15 protein-coding genes are annotated in these 18896 nt (G+C 64.2%); 4 read left to right on the top strand and 11 right to left on the bottom strand.

The genetic code is table 11. The annotated features are described in order from the left end of the window. From ABFX19_RS04450 to ABFX19_RS04470, 5 genes are read right to left on the bottom strand one after another with little or no spacing between them, the layout of a single operon-like run. Nucleotides 1–1974, bottom strand: coding sequence for a beta-galactosidase (locus ABFX19_RS04450; protein WP_346027639.1), 1974 nt, complete (start codon nucleotides 1972–1974; stop codon nucleotides 1–3). 27 nt (nucleotides 1975–2001) lie between these two features. Further along, the gene (locus ABFX19_RS04455; RefSeq protein ID WP_346027640.1) at nucleotides 2002–2628 is read right to left on the bottom strand and encodes a hypothetical protein; all 627 of its coding nucleotides are present in this window, start codon (nucleotides 2626–2628) and stop codon (nucleotides 2002–2004) included. Then, nucleotides 2625–3530, bottom strand: coding sequence for a carbohydrate ABC transporter permease (locus tag ABFX19_RS04460; RefSeq protein ID WP_277359153.1), 906 nt, complete (start codon nucleotides 3528–3530; stop codon nucleotides 2625–2627). Before ABFX19_RS04460 ends, ABFX19_RS04455 begins: the two co-directional genes overlap by 4 nt. Next, nucleotides 3527–4513, bottom strand: coding sequence for a carbohydrate ABC transporter permease (locus ABFX19_RS04465; protein WP_056545161.1), 987 nt, complete (start codon nucleotides 4511–4513; stop codon nucleotides 3527–3529). Before ABFX19_RS04465 ends, ABFX19_RS04460 begins: the two co-directional genes overlap by 4 nt. A 38-nt stretch (nucleotides 4514–4551) precedes the next feature. Beyond that, on the bottom strand, nucleotides 4552–5850 hold the full coding sequence (locus ABFX19_RS04470; protein ID WP_346027641.1) for an ABC transporter substrate-binding protein: 1299 nt from the start codon (nucleotides 5848–5850) through the stop codon (nucleotides 4552–4554). Between the two features lie 186 nt (nucleotides 5851–6036). Between ABFX19_RS04470 and ABFX19_RS04475 the strand changes: the two genes are divergently transcribed. Together ABFX19_RS04475 and ABFX19_RS04480 are read left to right on the top strand one after the other, a co-directional pair. After that, nucleotides 6037–7023, top strand: a complete 987-nt coding sequence (locus tag ABFX19_RS04475) for an acetylxylan esterase (RefSeq protein ID WP_346027642.1) — start codon at nucleotides 6037–6039, stop codon at nucleotides 7021–7023. A gap of 93 nt (nucleotides 7024–7116) precedes the next feature. Continuing rightward, nucleotides 7117–8178 (top strand): hypothetical protein, encoded by a 1062-nt coding sequence (locus ABFX19_RS04480; protein WP_346027643.1) that lies wholly within the window; start codon nucleotides 7117–7119, stop codon nucleotides 8176–8178. 64 nt (nucleotides 8179–8242) lie between these two features. On the opposite strand, the gene ABFX19_RS04485 is transcribed toward ABFX19_RS04480, so the two are convergent. The 5 genes from ABFX19_RS04485 to ABFX19_RS04505 form a co-directional block, all read right to left on the bottom strand. Beyond that, a complete protein-coding gene (locus ABFX19_RS04485; RefSeq protein WP_346027644.1) occupies nucleotides 8243–9199 on the bottom strand; it encodes a DUF5996 family protein in 957 nt (318 codons plus the stop codon). 21 nt (nucleotides 9200–9220) lie between these two features. After that, nucleotides 9221–9982, bottom strand: coding sequence for a flavodoxin family protein (locus tag ABFX19_RS04490; RefSeq protein ID WP_346027645.1), 762 nt, complete (start codon nucleotides 9980–9982; stop codon nucleotides 9221–9223). Next, nucleotides 9975–10409, bottom strand: coding sequence for a DUF4260 domain-containing protein (locus tag ABFX19_RS04495; RefSeq protein WP_346027646.1), 435 nt, complete (start codon nucleotides 10407–10409; stop codon nucleotides 9975–9977). Before ABFX19_RS04495 ends, ABFX19_RS04490 begins: the two co-directional genes overlap by 8 nt. Before the next feature lie 93 nt (nucleotides 10410–10502). Continuing rightward, nucleotides 10503–11084 (bottom strand): small multidrug efflux protein, encoded by a 582-nt coding sequence (locus ABFX19_RS04500; RefSeq protein WP_346027647.1) that lies wholly within the window; start codon nucleotides 11082–11084, stop codon nucleotides 10503–10505. Beyond that, nucleotides 11081–12016, bottom strand: coding sequence for an alpha/beta fold hydrolase (locus ABFX19_RS04505; protein ID WP_346027648.1), 936 nt, complete (start codon nucleotides 12014–12016; stop codon nucleotides 11081–11083). The genes ABFX19_RS04500 and ABFX19_RS04505 overlap by 4 nt, the downstream gene beginning before the upstream one ends. Nucleotides 12017–12331: 315 nt before the next feature. Here ABFX19_RS04505 and ABFX19_RS04510 point away from each other — a divergent pair, with 315 nt between their 5' ends. Together ABFX19_RS04510 and ABFX19_RS04515 are read left to right on the top strand one after the other, a co-directional pair. After that, nucleotides 12332–15085: an ATP-binding protein gene (locus tag ABFX19_RS04510; protein ID WP_346027649.1), complete on the top strand. Its 2754-nt coding sequence runs from the start codon at nucleotides 12332–12334 to the stop codon at nucleotides 15083–15085. 117 nt (nucleotides 15086–15202) lie between these two features. Beyond that, entirely contained in the window at nucleotides 15203–15973 is a 771-nt protein-coding gene (locus ABFX19_RS04515; protein ID WP_277359401.1) for an isocitrate lyase/PEP mutase family protein, read from the top strand. Nucleotides 15974–16128: 155 nt separating this feature from the next. On the opposite strand, the gene ABFX19_RS04520 is transcribed toward ABFX19_RS04515, so the two are convergent. Next, on the bottom strand, nucleotides 16129–18693 hold the full coding sequence (locus ABFX19_RS04520) for a rhamnogalacturonan lyase (protein WP_346027650.1): 2565 nt from the start codon (nucleotides 18691–18693) through the stop codon (nucleotides 16129–16131). Nucleotides 18694–18896: the final 203 nt, after the last annotated feature.

The raw sequence follows: 18896 nt of genomic DNA on the forward strand, positions 1-18896 counted from the left end.
CTACCCCCGGCGCACCAGCGCGTACCCGAACGACTCCAGATGCACCTTGTCCACGGCCTCCCCCGTGAGCAGGTCCACACCGGACACCTCGATTGCGACGGCGTCAGTACCGTGGTTAATCAGCGTCACCACGTCGCCGCGCTGCGCTGCTTCCACCAGCTCCGGCAGCCCTTCAAGCACAGGAACGACGCCGGCACCTGCGAACACGTGCGCACTCACCAGGCGAGCGCCGTCGTCGTCGGGCACTGTTGCGAGGTAGTAGGCGCGGCCAGCGCCGGCCTTGCGACCAGTGAAGGCCGGCAGACCCTCGGTGCGCCCGCCGCTGAAAGATGCGAGCACCTCCGCGTCGACGGCGGCAATCTCCTCCGCGAGGTACAGGCCGTCGAAGGCGTCAGAACTCAAAGTGACAGGGGCAGTGCGCTGACCCGGTCCGGCAGCGGAAGGCGGCACCAGCGCGCCGAATTCCTCCAGCGTGACACCGAGCAACGCGCCCAATTGGGTGAGGAACCCGCCCTCGCGGAAACGGTCGTGCTCGTCGACGACGTCGCTGAACGCGGTGACCAGCAGGTGCCCGCCACCCTCAACGAAGCTCGTGAGATTCGCGGCGCCGTCGGTTGTCAGCAGGTACAGCTGTGGTGCAACGACGACGGCGTACTGCCCAAGCTCCGACGTCGGCTGCACGAAGTCGATCTGCACGTGCTGACGATGGATGGCGTTGTACCAGCGCTGAACGCACTCCACGTAATCGAGGACAACCGGGTGGTCCGGGTTCTCGATGGCCCACCAGTTCTCCCAGCCGAAGACGATGGCCACGCGGGCATCCTTCGAGCCGGCGGGTAGCGCGGGCAGGGACGCAAGCTCCTCGCCCAACTGGACGACCTCGCGCCAGGTGCGGGTGGACGTGCCGGCGTGCGGCAGCATCGCTGAGTGGAACTTCTCGGCGCCCGCACGGGACTGCCGCCACTGGAAGAACAGGATGCCGTCCGCGCCGCGGCCGACGCTCTGCATGGACAACGCCTGCATCTGCCCGGGCGCCTTGGGTGCGTTGGTGGGCCGCCAGTTCAGCGCATTCGTGGACTGCTCCATGAGCAGCCATGGGGTGTCCGGTTTGAAGGAGCGGATCAGGTCCCGTTGGAAGGCACCTGCACGGAAGCTCTCGGGCTCGTTCGGGTCCGGATAGCAGTCGTCGGAGATGACGTCCATCTCCGCCGCCCACTCCCAGTAGTTGGCGGGCTTGAAGGCACCCATGAAGTTCGTGGTGACGGGTTGCGTTGCTCCGGCGGCGCGGATGATGTCCCGCTCCATCGTGTAGCACTCGAGCAGCATGTCCGAGGTGAACCGGCGGAAATCGAGCAACTGACCGGGGTTGTGGCTGTAGGGGGCTTTGCGCGGCGGGAAGATGTGGTCGAAGGTCTCGTAGTGCTGCGCCCAGAACCAGGTGCCCCAGGCAGCGTTCAACTCATCGAGCGTGCCGTACTTCCGCTCGAGCCAGACGCGGAAGGCATCGCGCGCGGAGTCGGAGTAGTCCAGGTTGAGGTGGCAGCCGTACTCGTTGTTGACGTGCCACAGCACCACCGCCGGGTGGTCCACGTACCGCTCGGCGAGGCGCTGCACCAGGGCCGAGGCAAGACGACGGTACGACGGCGACGACGGCGCGTAGTGCTGCCGGCTTCCGTGCCAGTACGGTGCGCCGTTCTCGTCTGCGGCAAGGATGTCCGGATAGGCAACGGTCATCCACGGTGGGGGCGACGCCGTCGCAGTAGCAAGGTCAACGGCAATCCCACCCTCATGCAGCAGATTGATGACCCGGTCAAGCCACTCGAAGTCGTAGACGTCCTCCGCAGGCTGAATCCGCGACCACGCGAAGATCCCGAGGCTCACCATGGTGACCCCGGCCTCACGCATCCGCTCGACATCTTCCGGCCAGACTGACTCAGGCCACTGCTCGGGGTTGTAATCGCCGCCGTAGTGCACGGTGTTCCTTTCGGGAGTGTTGAGGATCTAGCGCTTGCGCTCGCGTTCCTTCACAACGAGCACAGCAAAAACAAGGCAGCCCATCCCGGGCACAATCAGCGGCGGCAACTGCCAGGTCACGATGACGGTCAGCGTCAGTGCGACGAGCAGCGGGACAATCGCGCCCGGGTCCGAGCCGAAAGCCTGCACACCGTCCCGCACTGCCTGCCGCCAGCCCTTCTCGGGCGTCCAGCGGACCGCCGACTGCAGCAGCGTCAGCGCGAAAGCGGCCAGTGCCAGGAGCCCGACGACGAATACCGCCTGCCAGCCGGGCAGCACCTGGGTGCCGGCGAGCAGGAGGTTGAAGAGCAGGACCAGGGCGAGCGCCGTCGTCGTCAATCCGACTACCCAACCAGTGCGGAGAGCAGACAGGAAGTCCGACCACCACTGGCCGAGCGTGGAACGCTCGGCCAGTAGATAGCGGTGGAGGTGCCGGCTGGAGGCTGCGATCGCCGCCGGCAGCGTGACCAGCAGCAGGCCGCCGGCGACCGTAAGGATCCCTATCCACAGCACTTCCGCGAACAGTGCAAACTTCCCCTCGGCACCCGGCCACTTGAGCTGGGTGCCGTCTGGTTGGGGTCGTTCACGCCGTTTGCGGACGCTGCGGGGTGTCATCCCTTCAGGCCCTGGGTGGCAACGCCGTCGACGAGGAACCGCTGGAAGATCACGAAGAACAGCATGACCGGCAGCAGTGCCAGCACCGCGATCGCCACCGTGGCGCCGTAGTCGGAACCACTGGTTTGGTCATTGAACACCCGCAGTGCCAGCGGCAGCGGGTAGTTGTCCGGCGAATTCAGGTACAGCAGCGGGCCGAGGAAATCATTCCAGCTCCAGATGAACGCGAAGATCGAGGAGGTGATCAGCGCCGGCTTGATTAGCGGAATGGTGATGGACCAGAAGATGCGCCAGTGGCCGCAGCCGTCAATGCGCGCTGCCTCGTCGAGTTCCTTGGGCAGGTTACGGATGAACTGGACCATAAGGAACACGAAGAACGCTTCAGTGGCCAGGAACTTGCCGACCAGGAGGGGGAAGAACGTGTCAATCATCCCGAGGTTACGGAAGATCATGTACTGGGGAATGATCAGCACGTGGAACGGGAGCAGGAGGGTGCCGATCATCATGGTGAAGAACAGCGGGCGGCCCTTGAAGTCCAGGCGGGCGAACGCGTAGGCGGCCATGGATGAGGAGATGACGGTGCCGATCACCGCGCCGATGCCGAGGATGGTGGAGTTCCAGAAGAACTTCCAGGTGGGAATACCGGCAACGCCCTCCATGACCTTGAAGAAGTTATCGAAGGTAGGGTTCTGGGGCAGGAAGCTGTTGTTCGCACCGAACTCGGCGCTCGGTTTGAACGAAGCCGAGATCATCCACAGGAGCGGATAGAGCACGACGGCGGTCAGCAGCACGATGCCGATGATCCAGGCCACCGTTGCTGCGGTCCTCCGCCGGGGCTGGCGTCGCTTCCGGTTTGCCTCGACCGGTGGAAGTGCGGTCGGATTGGTTTCGATCGTGGTCACTTTGTGTCACCTCCGTAGTGCACCCAGCTCTTGGAGGTGCGGAAAAGGATAAACGCGAGGATGCCTACGGCGATCAGGAGTACCCAGGCCATTGCCGAGGCATAGCCCATCTGATTGTTCGTGAAGGCGCGGGTGTAGAGGTAAACGGTATAGAAGTTGGTGGCGCCGGCAGGTCCGCCGGTTCCTGAACCGATGATGTAGGCGGACGCGAAGATCTGGAATGCGCCGATCATTTCGAGCAGCAGGTTGAAGAAGATCACCGGAGAGAGCATCGGTAGGGTGACGCTGAGGAACTTGCGCCATGCCTTCGCGCCGTCCACTGACGCCGCTTCATACAGCTCGGTGGGTATCTGCTTCAGGCCCGCCAGGAAGATGACCATCGGGGCTCCGAACTGCCAGACCGCGAGGAGGATCATCATCGGCATGATCAGGGCCGGGACACCCACCCAGCCGCCGAGGTTGATGCCGAAGAGGCTCAGGCCGCTGTCCACCGGGCCGTCCGCGGAGAACATTGCCCGCCACACGATGGCGATGCTGACCGATGCGCCAATGAGGCTCGGTGCATAGAACGCCGAGCGGAAGAACGCGGTGCCCTTGGTCTTGTAGTTCAGCAGCATAGCCACACCGAGTGCGGCGGCCAGCTTGATGGGTGTGCCGACAAGGACGTAGATCATGGTGATCTGGACCGAGCCCCAGAAGACGGTGTCGCCGGCCATCCGTTCGAAGTTGCCCAGGCCGGTCCACTCGGGGGCTGTGAAGAGGTTGTAGTCCGTGAATGCGAGGTACAGCGAGTACAGCATCGGGCCCAGAGTAAGCGCGAAAAGCCCAAGCAACCATGGGGAGAGGAAAAGGTACCCCGCCACGTTCTCCCTGTTGCCTTTGCGTCGGGGCTGCCCACCCGTCCGGCGGTTGCCCGCCGGACGGGTGCCGGGTTCGGCGGTAGTGCGGGTGTGTGTTGGCGCGTGCGCCGATCCCGTGGTCATAGCCTGCTCCTAATAGCGGTGATAGCTAAGGTCGGTGTTCAGCTGCCGAGCGTAACGGCAGCCTCGTCGAAGAACTGCTGGGCGGCCTCTTCAGGAGTGATGGCGTCCAGTCCGATCGAGGTACCGAGTGTCAGGAAGGTGTTCTCCAGTGCGCCGTAACCCACGATCGGAGCTGCAGGCGGCTCGCCGATGCGGTCAGACACTGAATCCAGGTACTCCTTGACCTCAAGCTCGGGGCCTTCGAGCGCGGCACCTTCGAGAGCGGTTTCCGAAGCCGGAACGCCCAGGGAAGCGCCGAAGATCTCGCCGACCTCGGGGCTGTTGATCAGGAAGTCAACGAGAGCCACTGCAGCTTCAGGGTGCTCGGTCTGAGCGCCAACCGCGTGCAGCATGGAGGGCTTCTGGTAGAGGTCCTTCACGGAAGGATCGCTGGTGGGCGGTGCGAGGATGGTCAAGTCCTCAGCACCGGTGTCGCCAAGGTAGCCACCCATGAAGTTGGACCAGGTCATCTCGCTGGCGGTCAGATTTGCGCCGAAACCGGACTTCGGGGCCACTTCCTCCAGCTTGCGGCCGGGGATCACTGCATCGCTTTCGCGCAGATCGGATGCGCTGGCCCAGAACTCAGCGAGTTCCTCCTGGGTGAAGTTCAGTTGGCCGTCCTCAGTGAAAAGTTCGCGACCTTCCTGCCGGAGCTGCAGCTCGAAGTTCTGGATGCGGCCGGTGTAGTCGGTACCGCCCCAGATTTCGTCGCCGGCTTCGCTCACGCTGGCCATGTACGCCTCGTAGTCTTCCCACGAGGTGCCGCCTTCGTAGCCCTCGACGCCGGCCTGCTCGATCAGCGCAGGGTTCTCGAAGAGCGACCAGGCGTTGTAGCCGGTGGGCACAGCGAGGGTCTGGTCCTCAAGCTTGCCGGTTGCCAGGAGGGTTTCGTCGATGGTGTCGGTGGTCAGCCCGTTGCCGACGTACTCGGTGAGATCCATCAGCAGCCCGTTCTGTCCGTACTGGCGCAGGTAGCTGTAGTCGAACTGCATGACGTCCGGCAGGCCGCCGCCCGCTGCTTCGGTCTGGCGCTTCTCCCAGTAGGCGGGGAAGTCCATGAAGGTTCCGTTAACGTCAATGTTCGGGTTCTGCTCCTCGAACAGAGCGATGGCCTCGTTGTAACGCTCGGCGCGGTCCTCATTGCCCCACCAGGTGAAGTTGAGGGTGACTTCCTCGTTCGGATCGGGGGTGCCGCCGGCCTCGCCGCCGCCGTTGCCGCCGCACGCGGTCAGCATGAAAGCTGCTGCCATGGTGAGCGCTACGCCGGACCCGGCGCGTCGTGAAAGTTTATTGAACATCTTTGTCCTCCTGGGAACGGCTCAGATTTGAGGTGAAGCTCTTTGGGCCGCTGGTACAGTGGTGTACATCACGGGAAAGCGCTCTCCATCGAGAGTAAATTGAATCGTCTCAATGCGCAAGGCCTACTCCTAGAATAATGTGAGCTGTGATACTTCCGAGACACAATGAGCGAAGGAATTCTTCAGATGCCGCAGTTTGACCTCCCCCTCCGCGAGCTCGAGCAGTACGCACCGGATCGCACTGAACCCGCAGACTTTGACGCGTTCTGGGAGAAGACCCTCGCGGAGACGGCGGCCTTCTCACTCGATGCCCGTTTCGACGAGGTTGACGCCGGTTATTCAGAACTGGTCACTGAGGATGTCACCTTTGCCGGCTACGGCGGGCACGCCATCAAGGGATGGATGCTCCGGCCGCGCTCGGCCTCCGGTCCGCTGCCCACCGTCGTCACTTATATCGGTTATGGCGGCGGCAGGAGTCTGCTCGGTGAGTGGACTGCCATCCCAAGCACCGGCGTCGCGCATTTTGTTATGGATCTTCGCGGACAGGGCGCCGGTCACCGCAGTGGAGACACTCCCGACCCCGGTGTGGGCGGGCCTCACTTCGGGGGGCACCTGACGCTGGGTATTGACTCACCTGAGACCTATTATTACCGGCGGCTGTTCACCGATGCGGTGCGCGCGGTCGAAGCGGCGCAGGCGCACCCGTTCGTTGATCCTTCGCGAGTGCTAATCTCCGGCGGGAGCCAGGGCGGGGCGATTGCATTGGCCTCCGCCGCCCTATCCCCCACCTTCCTGGAGCATGCACCGCTGGGCGCGATCGTGGACGTGCCGTTCCTTTCCCACGTCCGGCGTGCAACGGAGATCGTGAACACCGCTCCGTACAGCGAGCTGGTGCGCTATCTCGGCATCCAGCGCGGGCGCGAGGAGGAAGTCTTCAACACTCTGGGTTACTTCGACGGCGTCAACTTCGCCGCCCGCGCCACCATGCCGGCGCTCTTCTCGGTAGGACTGCTCGACGACGTCTGTCCGCCGTCCTGCGTCTACGCCGCCTACAACTCCTACGCCGGGCCGAAATCCATGAACGTCTTCCCCTACAACGGGCATGAGAACGGCGGCGCGGTCCAGGCCGCTGAGCACATCCGGTTTCAGCGCGAGGTGTTCGCCTCGGCCTGACCCCCTGGGAAGTTTTGCGCAGCTACGGCGGATTCGGATGCGCTCCAACTCGCCAAAGCTGCACGAAACTTCCGAAACGTGGATCATTGAGCGGTGCCTGATACTCCCCCGCCGCAGCCCGGCGATGTTCCTGAGCTGACGCTCGGCGTCGTCATTCCCCCCTCGCTTGACCCGGCTTCGCTTCAGGATCTGACTGATGCGCTGCCCCGCCTGCTCCGCGAGTCATACCCGGGCGTTGGGTGGCGCGTGTCAATGATGGTCGAAACCCTCGACGGACGCGCGCCGTCGGAACTGCTGGAAACCGCGCGCGACCGGCTGCTGGACGAAGACTGGGATCTCGCCGTCGTCGTCAGTGATCTGGCGCTGCGCAGCGGACGGAAGCCGGTGCTCACCCAAATCAGCCCCGTCCACCGGGTGGGGCTCGTGGCGCTGCCGGCGCTCCGTGCGGTGGGCCGCAGGGAAAGCATGACGACGGCGGTGGCCCGGCTGGTGGGCCCACTGGCCGGCTGGGACGACGACGACGAACCGGAAGACCGCGCCCGCCGCGCCCGCGAAATGGCTGACGACCTACCCGACCACGCCGACGAAAACCCACTCCAGTTCACCGGCCGGGTGGTTGCTGGGAATGCGCGGGTGCTGCTCGGCCTCATTCTCGCGAACCGGCCGTGGCGGCTTGCGGTTACCCTGTCCCGCGCGCTGACGGCTGCGGCGGCCGCCGGCGTGGTGACCCTCGCGACGAGCGACCTCTGGCTGCTGGCCACCGCCTACGGTCCGCTTCGTCTGATCCTGCTGACCGTGCTCGCGGTCGGTGCCGTCACGCTCACCCTGATGATCGGCGCGGACCTATGGGAGCGTCCACGCCGGAGGGTCGAGCGGGAGCAGGTCACCCTGTTCAATCTGGCGACGACGGCGACCGTAGTGATCGGTGTGGTGACCTTCTTCGGGGCGCTGTTCGTGCTCTCATTCCTGGCAGCGGTGCTGCTGGTCGACGCGGGAGTGTTCGCCGCCGTCGTCGGTGAGTCTGTGGGACTGGCGGAGTACGCGCAGCTGAGCCTGCTCACCGCAGCCCTGGCGACCGTGGGCGGCGCGCTGGGTGCGGGTTTGGAGAGCGACGACGTGGTCCGGGCAGCCGCGTTCACGCGCAACGACGTCTGAAGTTTTGTGCAGATAAGGCGGATCCAGCTGCGCTGAACCCGCCTTATCTGCGCAAAACTTCCGGTCAGCGGCGGCGAGACTGCTCATCACGCCACCGGTCAGGATGGTCCTCCAAGGCCTCGCGGTCCCAGCCGGCACCATCGGCGGCAGCCTGGTAGGTGGAGTGAAGGAATTCGCTCACCATGCGGTCCGCATCCTCAGCGCTGCGCACAACTTCGTACGGCAACAGGAACTGGCGGTACTCGGAGCTGTAGAAAGCACCCGGCGGCATGACTGGATAGGCAGAGAATCCCTCCGGTTCTGGATAGGCATAGGAGTAGAACGCTCCCTCGTCCCCGCCACCGGGCCAGAACCCGCAACTGCTTAGCTCCCGGGAGTATCCCTCCACCATCACCCAATCGCCGCAGTTCGGGGCACCGCCCGGATGCGGCGGGGCCGCACGCCCCGAAAACCTGGTGCAGGCAAGATCCATCGCTCCCCAAAAGAAGTGGACCGGGCTGACCTTCCCGACAAAGTGCGACCGAAACTCGCCCAGAACCCGGTCGGCTTGGAGCAACTGCCGCCAAAACAAGTGCGCTGCTTCGGCGTCATAAGAGGCGTGTTCATAGTCTTCGGCGAACGGAATCGCCGGCTCAACCTCGTTTGGCCGCGACTGAATCTCCGCCTCAATCCCCAAATCAGCAAGGGCTTGCATGGTCTGGGCGTAGAAATCCGCGACCGGTTTCGGCTCCAGTGACACAAATTTGCTCGAACCATTACTGCTGCGGATGACGAGCCGGTGGTCGATGAAATCGAACTCCATATCGAAGGCCTCTGCTCGGTACGGAATCCTTGATGTGGTTAGCCCTCTAGCGCTGGCATAGAGCGTGACCTGCCACCAGTGGTTGAGCAGGGGCGCGTTCACCAGCCGGATCTTGCCCACAATCTGGGTCCACATGTGCAGGGTATCGCGCGTCGCTGTCCAATCCGCCACCCGCAATGAGGGCCACACATCAGCGTCGGACATCTGTTTTGCGGTCATGCTTGTTCCTTACCGTTTCGGTTAGCGGTGCTCTGGGTTCTGCTGATCCGGTGCGCAGCCGGCGTCCCATTCGCTGCGCCGGTTCCCATACGCCGGAACGCCACCTGCAGCACGCAACATCGCGGCGAGGTGCAGCAGGTTGTAGGTCATGAAAGTGGTGTTGCGGTTGGTGAAGTCGTTTTCCGGTCCGCCTGAACCCGGGTCGAGGTAGGAGGGGCCCGGGCCGACTGCTCCGATCCAGCCGGCGTCCGCCTGCGGCGGGATGGTGTAGCCGAGGTGCTGCAGGCTGTAGAGCACATTCATTGCGCAGTGTTTGACGCCGTCCTCGTTGCCGGTGATCAAAGAGCCGCCCACGCGGCCGTAGTAGGCGTACTGACCATGCGCATTGAGGATGCTCGAGCAGGCGTAAAGCCGTTCGATTACGCGCTTCATCACCGAACTGTTGTCACCCAGCCAGATAGGACCAGCCAGGACCAGAATGTCCGCAGCCAGCACCCGCTCGAAAATCGCAGGCCAGGCATCAGTCTGCGAGCCGTGCTCGGTCATATCAGGCCACACTCCGGTGGCGATGTCATGATCAACCGCCCGAATCTCGTCCACCTCGACCCCGCGGGCACGCATAATGCCGCTGCTACGGCGTATCAGTCCGTCTGTGTGGCTCGGGTCCGGCGAGCGCTTGAGGGTCGCGTTGATGAAGAGGGCGCGCAGTCCGTCGAAGGACGGGGGATCGGCTTGATTAGCGTCCGCCGTCGCGGCGGGCCCGGTGCTGTCAGTCTCAGTCATTGATCTGGCTCTTTTCCCGGCTGGTCATCGGAACAGGTGGGCGGTCGGCAGCAATCGGCTTCCGACCGATCCGCCCGAGGTGCGTGTGCGTGAAGTCCTCCAGCTTGAGTCCGTAGCCGAGGGCCCGATCAACCGCGACGTGAAAAGCCCAGCATGCAGCGAGGAGCGCAAGCCAGGTCGCCTGACGACCGCCGAGCAGAAGGGCGAAGTAAAGCGACAGCACGAGTGCCGGACCAGTGTAGTTGTGCATCAGATTGTAGGTGGCTGCACCAGCCCGGGAGCTGCGCAAATAGCCGAGGGCTGACAGGTCGAACAGGAGAAACGCGGCGAAAAGCAGCCACCAAGGCTGACTGTAAGCGATGACCGCGATCATGATCGACGACGCAATCGCCGCATTCTCTACCCGTTGGATCGTCGTGGTTTTCATGCTGCCTTCTCCTGCTGCTTCCTACTGCATCGTCTCGTTATTTGCCACACTGCGCTAGCGACCGCCAGCCCGAGACGGATTTCCCCCATGGGATCAGGCCATCGTGACGACTTGGAGCGCAAGCAGGACCGAGACCGTGGCGATGGTGGTCCACAGCGCGATCGCAATCGCCTGCCACAGCAGAACCCATCCGCGCGGAGTGCCGCTGGCCACCAGGATCGCCGAAGTGAACTGCGTCGGGATGGCGAGCGGCCCGAGGAGGCTCGCGCCGGGCACGCCGAAGCGGACAAGCCACCTTTCAAAGCGCTTCCGGCCCTTGGAGCTGGGCTTGGCTGGTGCCTGATTGTCGGCAACCGCGGCGACGCCACCCGCAGAGCCTGAGACGGCGGTTGCCCCCATGGTCGCGCCAACCCGATCCGAACGGCGGTTTACGACGGCGGTGCGTGCCTGTGATGTAAGAAGCACCACGAGGAGCACGCAGATGAAGTTTCCAGCAGCCGCGGCTACTGCCGCAACAACGGGATTGACGCCACCGACGATGCCGATGATGGACGCGCCCTCGCCCTCGATAAAGGGGACGGCGCCAGCCAGCATCACTATCAGCGGCTGAATTAGTTCGGGCACCTGGGCCACGAATTCTCGGAAGTTATTGACGAGTTCCTCGATGGGATTCATCCAAGGCTCCTTGCTAATGCGGGCGACGCTTGTCGCGATCCGCGGGGGTTCTTTCTTTCCTGACCGGTTGCCGAGCCCGCCGTTTCTTGTTCGGTCTTGAGGAACGTGAGAAGCGCCCTGTTGACCTCGGCTGCATGCGTCCAGAGCAACCCGTGCGGAGCGCCTTCGATTTCGATGTACTGCGCATCGGGCAGGAGCGGGCGGAAGCGGCGGGCTGTGGCGTCGATAGGGAGAATTCCGTCGGCCGTGCCGTGCAGGATCAGTGCCGGCTTGCCGCTGGCGCGGATAGCATCGACGTCCGCGCGGAAGTCTTCGATCCATGAGGACACTACGGCGTGGGCCGCCACAGGTGCACTGGAGATAGCGACGTTCCAGCTTCCGTCTACGGCCTCTTGACTGATACGGCTACCGAGGGTTTCGTCGAGGTTGTAGAAGTCAGCAAAAAACGATGAGTACCAGGCGTACCGGTCGCCCTTAGCCCGGGCTTCGATTCCGTCGAAGACTTCTCGAGGAAGGCCCTCGGGATTGTCCTCGCGAGCGAGGAGGAACGGCTCCAATGAAGCGAGGAATGCCAGTTTTTCCAGCCGTTCGTGTCCGTAACGGGCAACGTAGCGGGCAAGCTCACCGGTGCCCATGGAAAACCCGACGAGAGTAACGTCCCGAAGGTCGAGAGTTTCCAGGATTGTGTTCAGGTCCGCGGCGAACGTGTCGTAGTCGTAGCCTGAGCCGGCCTTCGAGGACCGCCCGAACCCTCGACGGTCATAGGTGATGACACGGTACCCGTTGGCCAGCAACTCTCGGGTTTGGCGTTCCCAGCTGTGTCCGTTCAGCGGATACCCGTGGATGAGAAGCACCGGCTGACCTGTTCCGTGATCCTCGTAATACAGCTCTATCGGCGTACTGTTCTCTTCCCCAACGGTGATGAATCCCATGGTTCTTTCCCTTCGGTGGCCCGTCGTCCGGTTGTCAGTTTGGGCTCGTCAGCAAGATGCCGTCCGTGCCGCATGATCAGGCTCGCATTCGAACAAGTCAGTACGCGTCGGTGAAAGCCACCTACACGGGCATCCATAGCCACGGTGTTGTTTCAACGACGGCGCAACGTTTCAACGACGGTGCAACAAGGAGGAGCCAGCCAGTCGAGGACCATTCGCCCGCAGCGAGTTGACTGCTTGGCAGTCCTCCTTCGCATCGGTGACAATTGCCTAGTACACCTAGCATTTCGACGACGGACCCAGGCGGGAGCGAATGTGGCGCAACTCTTGGGTCGGCGCGCAGAGCGCGAGGCTATAGAACTGTTGCTGACCCGTGCGCAGGCCGGACGCAGCGGCTCGGTTGTAGTGCGTGGCGAAGCGGGAATCGGGAAAACAGCGCTGCTGGAGCACGCACGTAAAGCAGCAGCCCCACTAGGCTTCCGGGTAGAGACGTCAGTCGGAGTGGAGTCCGAGTCGCAGTTCGCATTCGCGGCCTTGCACCAGCTCTGCACGCCCCTGCTGGACCGCGCGGGCGCACTGCCCGACCCGCAGCAGGCCGCCTTGAGCGTGGCCTTCGGGCTCCGCGAAGGTGCCGCGCCTGACCGGTTCCTGGTCGGTCTGGCCGTTCTCAGTCTCCTGGCCGAGATAGCCGACGAGAGTCCTCTACTGTGCCTCATCGACGATGCGCAGTGGCTGGACTCGGCGTCCGCCCAGGTACTGACCTTTGTGGCGCGGCGGGTAGCGGCCGAGCGAGTACTGCTGGTTTTCTCGGTGCGCGACTCCAGTGACAGTGACATCGGGGAGGTGGTTGACCCGTGCGCCGGGTTACCGGAACTGCACTTGAAGGGGCTGGATGAAGGCGACGCCCGGACGTTACTTGCCGCCGCGTTCCGCGCCCCGCTGGATGACGAGGTGAGTGACAGAATCATCGCAGAAGCCCGCGGTAATCCTCTGGCCCTGCTTGAGCTTCCACAGGGAGCGCAGGCGGCGCAGTTGGCCGGCGGCTTCGAACTGCCGGGAGTATTGAGCATCCCGCGCCGCATCGAGAACAGCTTCAGGAGCCGCTCAGGCAGCCTTCCCGCCGAAACCCAGCTGCTGCTGCTGGTGGCCGCGGCAGAGCCGACCGGCGATGCGGCGCTGCTGTGGCGCGCGGTCGCGAAGCTGGAGATCGCCCGCGAGGTGGCGGCGGAGGCCGAGGCTGCCGAGTTGCTCCAGATCGACACGCGAGTGAGGTTCCGTCACCCACTGGTGCGGTCGGCTATCTATAAAGCCGCGACACCACCCGATCGCCGCCGGGCACACCATGCATTGGCCGTCGCAACGGACCCGCATCTGGACCCTGATCGGCGCGCCTGGCACCGAGCGCAAGCGGTGCTGGGCGCCGACGAGGAAGTTGCCGCGGAGCTGGAGCGCTCCGCGGACCGGGCACGGGCCCGCGGCGGATTGGCTGCCGGGGCAGCGTTCCTGCAGCAAGCGGCCGAGCTGACTCCGGATCCGGCCCAGCGAGTGAGACGGGCACTGGAAGCCGCACACGCCAAGCACGGGGCCGGTGCATCCGAGGACGCCCTTAAGCTGCTGTCGATAGCTGCGGATGGGCCGTTGGACGCACTTCAGGACGCTCGCCTGAAGTTGCTACGCGCCCAGATCGCATTCCACCTGACGCGAGACGAAGAGGCACCAACGATGCTGCTGGATGCCGCAGATAGGTTTGCCCCGTTCGACGCAGCGCTGGCCCGTGAAACTTACCTGCACGCTCTGGATGCGGCGATCATCAATGGCGGCTCGGCTGGGGCCGGTATTGCCGAGGTAGCGCTTGCCGCTTCCGCCATCGGGGTTTCGCCGCGACCCGTGGACCTGCTCTTGGAAGGGCTCGCGACTACCGTGGCCCGGGGATACGCAGCAGGAGTGCCCAGCCTGAGGCTCGCACTTGAAACGTTGCTTGATTGTGCTCGCGTCGAAGGCGTGCTGCACTATCAAAGCCGACCGTGGCTTTGGCTGGCCGGGCGAGTAGCTGTGGGGATCCTCGACGACGATCTTGCCCACGCACTGGCCGACTGCAACGTCCGTTTGGGCCGAGCCGCCGGTGCTCTCGCCGGGCTCCCAGCCGCTCTGAGCTTCCAGGCCAACGTCCTGATCATCAGCGGCCAGCTCGCCCGGGCCGGCGAGCTGGCTGCCGAGGCGACGGCGATCACGGAGTCGACCGGTGGCGTACACCTGCGCCACGCCCAGGCCATCCTGGCCGCCTGGCGTGGTGACCGCGCCGCAGCAACCGAACTAAACGACCTCACATTTCGGGATGCCAGCTACCCGGAGGAGGGCACTGAGGTTGCGCTGGCCCATTACGCGACGGCCGTGCTTCACAACGGCCTCGGCAACTACTCGGCCGCGAAGCAGGCAGCTGGAAGGGCGTGCGACTCAGTGGAACTCTCGCTCAGCACGGTCGGCCTGCCCGAGCTCGTTGAGGCGTCCGTCCGCGCCGGCGACTCCCAAGGAGCCGCACTCGCCCTCGAACGGTTGAGTTCGCGAACTCGTGCCTGCGGTACATCGTGGGCGCTCGGACTGGAGGCGCGTTCACGGGCCTTGATTACCACCGGACCCGCTGCCGAAGAGCACTACCGCGAGGCGATCGAACGGCTTCAGGGCTGCCGAATAGCGACCGACGCTGCCCGCGCACACCTCGTCTACGGCGAGTGGCTGCGTCGCGATGGCCGCCGGCACAACGCCCGTGAACAACTCCGCACCGCCCACCAACTGCTGTCGGACATGGGAGCGGGTGCTTTTGCAGCACGTGCCGCGAACGAGCTGCGGGCAACCGGGGAGCATCCGCGCAAACGAACCTCGCATCCGGCCGACGCGCTCACCGCCCACGAGTTGCACATCTCGCGGCTGGTAAGCACCGGCGCAACCTCCCGGGAAGTCGGCGCGCAGTTATTCCTCAGTCCACGCACGATCGAAGCTCACCTGCGCAACATCTTCCGGAAGCTGGACATCACCTCTCGTAGGCAGCTGAAGGAACTACAACTTCCCTGATCCAGCCCGACCGCGTCAAATGCTGACGCAGAGACACGGACTCACTATCCCCAGGCCGGCTCACTCCACCCATACGTCGACGGTGCGGGGCGCCGCCGCTCAAGTAGAGTCACCATCATGACAACCGCTGAGAAGGCCAGTTCACTGAAGGCCCTGCACGAAGCCCCCGAAATTCTCCGTGTCGTCAACGTTTGGGACGCAATTAGCGCCCGAGCCGTTGCTGACCTGCCCGAAACCCGCGCAATAGCTACCGCCGGGCACTCGATCGCGGCAAGTCACGGATTCTCGGATGGCACCATTCCTTTCGATCTTGCGCTGTCTGCCTTGGCTCGGATCGTGCAAGCGACCGACCTGCCGGTGACCGCCGATCTGGACGCCGGTTTCGGAGACCCAGGCGAGTCCGTCCGCCAAGCGATCGGAGTCGGCGTCGTCGGCGCGAACGTCGAGGACCGACTGGTTCCGCTGGCCGAGGCGGTCGCCAACGTAGAGGCCATCGTGCGGGTTGCGGAGCAGGAGGGTGTGGCCTTCCAGCTGAATGCCCGCACAGATGCGATCGTGCGCGGCGGTGATCGCCCCCTTTCCGACAGCATCGACGATGCGATCGAGCGCGGCAGAGCCTTCCTCGACGCCGGCGCGAGCCTCGTGTTCGTACCCGGGGTCCTGGACCGGGAGTCCACCGACCGCCTCGTCGCCGGTCTCGGAGAGCGCAAGCTCAGCGTCATCGGCCTGCCGGGGGCGCTGTCCGCCGCCGAGTACGAGTCACTGGGCGTGGCTCGCATCTCCTACGGCCCGCTCACGCAACGCGTGGCTTTGCGCGCGCTGCAGAATATCGCCGAGGATCTCTATGCGAACGGGGTCATTCCGAAGGACACTCCCGCGCTCAATTGAAATAGCGACGGGAGACTGGCTACCAAGCGTCCACGGCTCGGCTTCGTAGCACAGAGCAATACCGTTGGAAAACGGAAGTGTTGCGCAGATAAGGCGGGTTCAGCTGCGCTGAACCCGCCTTATCTGCCCGAAAGTTCCGGGAACCTGGCCCTGGCTTACCTCACCATTCCAAGCACCGTCTGCACCCCGTTCTCAAGGACGGCGCGAGCCGAATCTGAAACGACGTCGGGCTTCTTGCCCTGGTTCAGAAACTTCTCGAAGCGATCCATTGCCTTCCCGACGTTGGCCGTGTTGCCCTGCTCGACACTCTCCTGCGCCTGGGCCAGCGAAGCCTGGAGCTGCTTCGCGACCGGTCCCGCAACATCCCCGCTCTCGATGAACGACTCAAGCGTGGCCTGCAGGTACCCGATGAGACCCGGAGTCCACGCATCGGGGACCGGCACCTCGGCGAAGTTCATGTCCGACGCGAAGTAGTAGCTCGTGTAGGACGGCTGGTTGTAGGCCGTGTTCTGGCGGGCCACCTCCGCGCGGTACTGCGGGTCATGCATGAGGGTGGTGAGCTTGTGGTCGGTGACCTCGGTGCTCAGGAACACACGGATCGCGGAGCTGTCGGCCGTGCGGACGAACAGTTCCTCGCGCCAGTCTCCGAAGGCATCCGTGACCAGGGCGGGGTTGCCCTTGGTGCCGTTGTTGGTCTGGGTGCCTTCAGCGCTCAGCAGGGTGCCGCGGGTCCAGTCGTCGACGGTGGGTGATCCGTTGCCGGAACGGTTCACAATCTGGGTGGTCATGTCGGCGGCCCACTTGATGCTCATGTTGGTGCCAGGGGTGCGGGCTTCCAGCTGCTCGCCGTCGGAGCTCAGCAGACCCGAGCCATCACTGCCACCCGGCATACTCGCCCAGACCTCAATGCCATCGACATCGGAACGCACGTCACCGATCATGCCGCGGCCGGTGTCTTTGCCGGAGTACGCACCGAACAGCACTTCGCCCGTTGCGGCGTCACGCATGGCGGAACCGTACGGGGCGAACCGTCCGCCCTCATGGACCGTCCAGATCTCCTGACCGGGGCGGTTCGGGTCGATGTCCGTCACGTGCATCGCGTCTCCGTGACCGAGGCCGGCCTCGGCACCCGGCGTTGCACTGCCTTCCGGCATGGTGTCGAACGAGCTGTAGAGGAGGGAGCCGTCGTCGTCGATTGTTGCTGAGCCGTAGACGATCTCCTGCTTGCCGTCGCCGTCCACATCCGCGGCGCTGAGCGAGTGGAAGCCCTGCGTGGTGATGGAACCGAACTCGGGGTCGGTGCCGAGGCGGCCGTGCGGGCCGTCATTGAACGGGTTTGTCATCGGCGTCCAGCCGCTGTCCACGTTCCAGACCTTGGAAAGGTTCGTGCCGTCCCAGTTGTAGGCGGCGATGGTGGAGCGGGTGTAGTAGCCGCGGGCGAAAATGGCTGACGGGCGTTGGCCATCCAGGTAGGCGACGCCCGCGAGGAAGCGGTCCACACGGTTGCCCGGCTCGATGCGGGACATAGCGTAATCGCCCCACATGAGACCGTCGTCGTGCCGGCCCGGCTCGTAGTCCACTGTCTGAAGCTCGTCTCCAGTGGCGCCGTCGAACACGGTCAGGTATTCAGGGCCGCTGAGGATGAAGCCCTCGAAGGCGCGGAGGTTGTTCCTGCCGCTGCGGCTGGGCGCGTAGACATCCATGAAGTAGTCCGCCATGGCGCGCGCATCGGCGTCGGAGAGCGGGTACTCGTAGCGCTGTTCGATGCCGAACGCTTCCTCGAGTGTGGCGGGCCAGTTGCCCGCGACCACCTCGGGGTGCTCGTGCCAGGTGGCGAACATGTCCACGACGTGCTCGTAGTAGTCGGCCGCGCTCTTCCGGTAATCGTCGGTGTTGCTGTAACCGGCGGCGATGTCATCGGCCGGCATCGTGATGTACTCAGGCTCGCCGGCTACACCGTCCGTGTACTGCGTGACTGAGGTGCCCGGCGCCGTCTTCATCATCATCTCGGTGCGGCCATCGCCGTCGAAGTCGTAGACCATGAACTGCGTGTAATGGGCGCCGGAGCGGATGTTGACACCGAGGTCGATGCGATGGAGCAGCGTTCCGTCCATGGTGTACGTGTCGATGTAGGTGTTGCCGGTGTACCCGACCTGCGAGACATCCTTCGAATTCGAGGGATCCCACTTGACTACGTACTCGTAGTCGCCGTCGCCGTCCGCGTCGCCAAGGCTCATGTCATTCGCGGAGTAGGTGTAGCTTTCACCGGCGGGGGTTACGCCGTCGGCCGGCTTCTGCAACGGGATATCGGTGTAGCCCTGTGCCCAGGGGTCCACTTCTTCACTGCGCTGCAGTTCCACACCGCCGACGACGGCGGCAACCTGATAGGTGGCCCCTTCCGTCGCGTCGGGGTCAAGGTAGTTGGTGCTGTCGGTGACCGTGGCGATCTTCTCGCCGTTGCGGTAGACGGCGAAGTCCGCGCCGGTCTGGCCGGTTCCATTGGCACCGGTGACCTCCGTGGCGAGAAGACGCCAGCTGAGAAAGGTTCCCTCGGAGGTTGCTGCCGCAACGAGGCCGCGGTCGAGGTGTTCGAGCTGGATGCCTACCTGGGCATCGGGGGCCGGAGCTGCAGCGGCTGGAACGCCGCCACCTCCGGCGATCAGGGCTGCACTGAGTGCGAGCGTTGCGGGTACGGGGATGACGCGAAGGCGCGGGTTCATCTTTGAATCCTTTCAACGGAAAGCGCTTTCTCAACGCTAGGTGAAGGTTCGCGACCGGTCAAGGTTTTTCCAAGGTCGATGTGCTGGGGTTCCCGTTCGCCGGGCGGCAATCTGGTTTGAATCCGCTGACGGCTCGAAATTCGACCGGACCTGCGTCCCGCATCCGTGTGCTTACGAGCGGATTAGCTCCGCGTGGTTAGGCG

This window comes from Arthrobacter parietis, assembly GCF_039530425.1.
GTDB lineage: Bacteria > Actinomycetota > Actinomycetes > Actinomycetales > Micrococcaceae > Arthrobacter_D > Arthrobacter_D parietis.